Annotated in this window: 5 protein-coding genes; 2 read left to right on the top strand and 3 right to left on the bottom strand. The window is 58.2% G+C overall.

What is annotated here, in order from left to right; genetic code table 11:
• A partial coding sequence (locus JNL55_RS19700) for a CocE/NonD family hydrolase (protein WP_293857610.1) occupies window positions 1-639 on the bottom strand: 639 nt, incomplete at its 3' end.
• A gap of 118 nt (window positions 640-757) precedes the next feature.
• Here JNL55_RS19700 and JNL55_RS19695 point away from each other — a divergent pair.
• On the top strand, window positions 758-1,069 hold the full coding sequence (locus tag JNL55_RS19695) for a YciI-like protein (RefSeq protein WP_293857607.1): 312 nt from the start codon (window positions 758-760) through the stop codon (window positions 1,067-1,069).
• A gap of 29 nt (window positions 1,070-1,098) precedes the next feature.
• Here JNL55_RS19695 and JNL55_RS19690 read toward each other — a convergent pair whose 3' ends face one another.
• Together JNL55_RS19690 and JNL55_RS19685 are read right to left on the bottom strand one after the other, a co-directional pair.
• On the bottom strand, window positions 1,099-2,025 hold the full coding sequence (locus tag JNL55_RS19690; protein WP_293857604.1) for a DUF2971 domain-containing protein: 927 nt from the start codon (window positions 2,023-2,025) through the stop codon (window positions 1,099-1,101).
• Window positions 2,026-2,211: 186 nt separating this feature from the next.
• Window positions 2,212-2,865: a dihydrofolate reductase family protein gene (locus tag JNL55_RS19685; RefSeq protein ID WP_293857601.1), complete on the bottom strand. Its 654-nt coding sequence runs from the start codon at window positions 2,863-2,865 to the stop codon at window positions 2,212-2,214.
• A 191-nt stretch (window positions 2,866-3,056) separates the two neighbouring features.
• On the opposite strand from JNL55_RS19685, the gene JNL55_RS19680 reads away from it, so the two are divergent.
• Window positions 3,057-3,879, top strand: an 823-nt coding sequence (locus JNL55_RS19680; RefSeq protein ID WP_293857598.1) for a TonB-dependent siderophore receptor, incomplete at its 3' end; no start/stop codon positions are given.

Raw genomic sequence — 3,879 nt, 5'->3', positions numbered from 1 at the left:
GGCGACCTTGAGCGCCGGATGCGGATTGAGCAACGCCATCACCACGGTGAAGCCTTCGTAGGAAGAGCCGATCATGCCGACGCGGCCGTTGGACTCGGGCACGTTCTCTTTCTTCACCAACCAATCGATGGTGTCGTAGGCGTCGGTGATGTGATCGGTCTTGGTGGGGTTGAGCGGGCCGATGGGTGGGCGCGTCAACATGTAGTCGCCCTCGGAGCCGTACTTGCCTCGCACGTCTTGATAGACGCGGATGTAGCCGGCGCCGACGAATGGCTCATCGGCGAGTGGCAGCACCGACAACACGTTCGGGCTTTCCATGCGAGCTGCGCGCGCAGCCGCGTTGTACGGCGTGCGAGTAAGAATGATCGGTGCGTTGGTGACGCCCTTCGGCGCCACGATGACCGTGAACAGCTTGACCCCATCGCGCATCGGGATCATCGCTTCGCGCTTCACATAGTTACGCGCGTCGATGGGCGGCTTGAAATCTGCCGGGATATCGCCACCGCCCGACGCCGGTGCCGGCGACGGTGTTTGCGCGAATGCTGAGGCAGCTACAAAGGCAATAGCGACAAGCCAGCCTGGCTTGCACGTACCTGCCTTGAACGACCTGGGCTTGACCATATTTGGCTCGAACTTCATTCGCGATCGTTCCTGTGTGCCACGGCCAACGCCGCGCCGGCATTCTAGGCCGGCACACGCTCATTCGCTATGATGGCCACGGCCGAACCCTCCTCAGCCTTGGCACGGGAGCGCAGCGATGAAGCACTTTCTGATGTTCTATGAAACCAGTGCTGACTATGTAGAAAAGCGCGTGCAGTTTCGGGATGCGCATCTACAGAAGGCTTGGGCATCCGTCGCCCGCAACGAGATGATCCTCGGCGGCGCCCTCGCCGATCCTACCGACGGCGCCGTCATCCTGTTTCGCGCCGAGTCACGTGAAGTCGTGGAGAACTTCGCCAAGTCCGATCCCTACGTCCAGAACGGCTTGGTCACTCATTGGTACATCCGCGAGTGGAACACCGTGGTCGGCGAAACGGCGATGAATCCGGTGCGGCCGGCGTCGGCGTAAGCCCCGCCCCCGGGCCTCGCATAACGACCTCAGATGTGACGGAAGGTGCTCTCCGACTCTTCGACTGGCACGACGTGTTCGTCATCGATCCTGTAATCGAAGTGGCGCAGCATCATCGTTACTTTCTCGCGAGCCACTGTTTTGTACGTACCCGGCCCGACACAAACGGCCTTGATCATGCTTTTGAAGCGCGCCCCGAATCGGACCACCACCGACGGGCGAATGAAGGAGCGGTGAGCAAAGTAATCCAGATACACCCCCGCCTCCCCCACTTTGTCTTTCGCTACCGCCCCGGGCGGCGACAACATTGCTATCCGGTACTCAGCTTCATGCTTGAAGCTAATGTGCTTGAAACGAATCGCATCGGCTTCTTGCAATGATTCTTGCACTCGATCGGATCTATGCTCAGCCTCATAACTTATCGTGTGTTGCAGAGGCATTGGCGGTTTGGTCGCCTCGAGAAACGATCGGAGCGAACTTGCAAGCTGCACGGGAACCGACTCAGCACCACCGTAGTCCACATCTCCGGCCCAGAATGCGTAACCCGAACGCTTACCACACAGTTCTTCTACCGTTGATACAAGCTGATCGCGGTCGAATGCGATACAGTAGGATCCCGCACCAGTGTAATTACGCCATTGATTCAACGCGTCGTACTGCCTGCTGAAACAACAAACAAACGGCCTAACTGGCAGATATCTTGCTTTCCCTTCGACTAAATCCAGGAACTTGGCCGCGCGACCATCAGGATCCTCGCGCAAGCCAGCCTTGAGATCGCGGGCGGCCTTCTTGTACAGCTCACCTAAATAAGTGCTATCCAGCTCATCGTTCAAGCATTCGATATCGGTGAACCGCAGCTCGCCCTTCTCGAGGATGGAAATCAGCGCGGCAGCATCGGTGTAGTGGTAAATGTGCGAGCCCGAGGGGGCATATCTTGCGAGTTTGCGCCAAGTCATTCTTTTATTCGATCTGTTGTGGGGCGAGAGGTCTGCAACCAGCAGACTAGATTCTAATCAATTTATCGTCGTAGCGACGTGAATCTCGCTGGAGCGGCAGCTTTCAAACTGACTTTCCCTCGAGCGTTCTTCTCCAAGACGCGGAGTTTCTGACTGGCATCTCGCAGCCGCCGAGGACCGCGTCGATCAATTAGATGGAGTCTTGCGAATGTTCACATGCAAGGCATCGTCCGTCGTACGGTGCTCTGCTACGCTGTAGCCTAACGCTGGCAAATCCAGCCCGGTGAGCAACGGTTCACCACGTCCCAGCACTTTGGGTACGAGCGCCAGGTGCATCTCATCGATGACTCGCGCCTGTAGATACTGACGAATGGTGCTGGCACCGCCGCCGATGCGAATGTCTTTGCTGCCCGCCGCGGCACGAGCTCGATCGAGCGCGACTTGAATGCCTTCGGTGACGAAATGAAACGTCGTCCCGCCGGCCATCTCGATCGATGCGCGCGGATGATGAGTCAATACAAACACTGGTGTGTGATATGGCGGACTCGGGCCCCACCACCCTTTCCACTCCTCATCCGGCCACTCGCCACGAATCGGGCCGAACATGTTACGACCCAGAATCCACGCACCGAGGTTATCCATGGCACGCGTAGCGAACTCATTGTCGAGGCCGGTGCTGCCGCCCTCCTGCCCCACCATCTGGTGAAAGCTCTGCGTGCCGCGCACCCAGTCATGCAATGACATGCCACCGACACCGAGCGGTTGTTCCAGCGACTGCTCCGGCCCCGCGCCGTAACCATCCAGGGACACCGAAAACGCATTCACGCGAACCTTGGCCATATGACGCTCCATTGGCAAACTCAGTTGGATATATATGACTGAGCCTGCCTTGGCCAGCAGCCAAGACAACCAGCATTGCTTGTTAGTCGAGAATCGTTATTATTGCGTCGCTGCCCATCGGCAGCCGCCAGCCCCAGCCACCCATTCCGGGTTGCAACTTGCCAGCCTGATAACAACCTCAGGGTGGCGATATGAACAAAAATGACTTGCTGGCATCGGCCGTGAAAAGCGTACTCATCGTGGCGAGCACGACGCTACCGCTACTGGCCTCGGCGGAAGAAACATCACCGCCGAAGCAGCTTTCCAAGATCAAGGTGGAAGCAGACGAGTCTAAAGATCCCTCCACCGAGGGTACAGGTTATGCGGCACGAGCGACTACGCTCGGTAAGGATGCACGTTCGCTACGCGAGCTACCGCACTCGGTCACGATTCTGACGCGCGAGCAACTTACCGATCAAAACATCACCACCATCGAGGCGGCGCTGAAGAACGTCACTGGCGTCACCATTCAACGCTACGACGCCACCGGCACCTACACTCAGTTCATGGCTCGAGGCTATGCCGCTGACACCTATCAACTCGACGGCTTGACGCTGCAAACCGATACCAACGGCATCTATTTCGACTTGGCCGCCTACGACCGCGTTGAAGTGCAGCGTGGTGCCACGGGTCTATTCAGCGGTGCGGGCGAACCGGGGGTGACTGTGAACATGGCCCGTAAACGTGCCTGGTCGACGCGGAAGCTCGACGGCGGGCTGACGGTGGGCTCCTGGAACGATCGTCGCCTAGATTTGGATTTCAACTCGCCACTCAACAGCGACGGAACAGTGCGCGCACGGGTCGTCGGTGTCGCGCAGAACTTCGATACATTCATGGACGGCATCGACGCTAACAAGAAACGCCTGCTCTACGGCACGCTGGAAACAGACATCAGCGATCGCTCGACGATTTCCTTGGGTGTCACCTGGCAAAACGTAGATACCACGCTCTCTCGCGGTTTACCGACATTCGCCA

Origin of the sequence: Steroidobacter sp. (assembly GCF_016790065.1) — a bacterium.
Classification (GTDB): Bacteria; Pseudomonadota; Gammaproteobacteria; order Steroidobacterales; family Steroidobacteraceae; genus Steroidobacter.
Note: the sequence above shows the minus strand (reverse complement) of the source record. Positions and strands in the feature narration are given on the sequence as shown.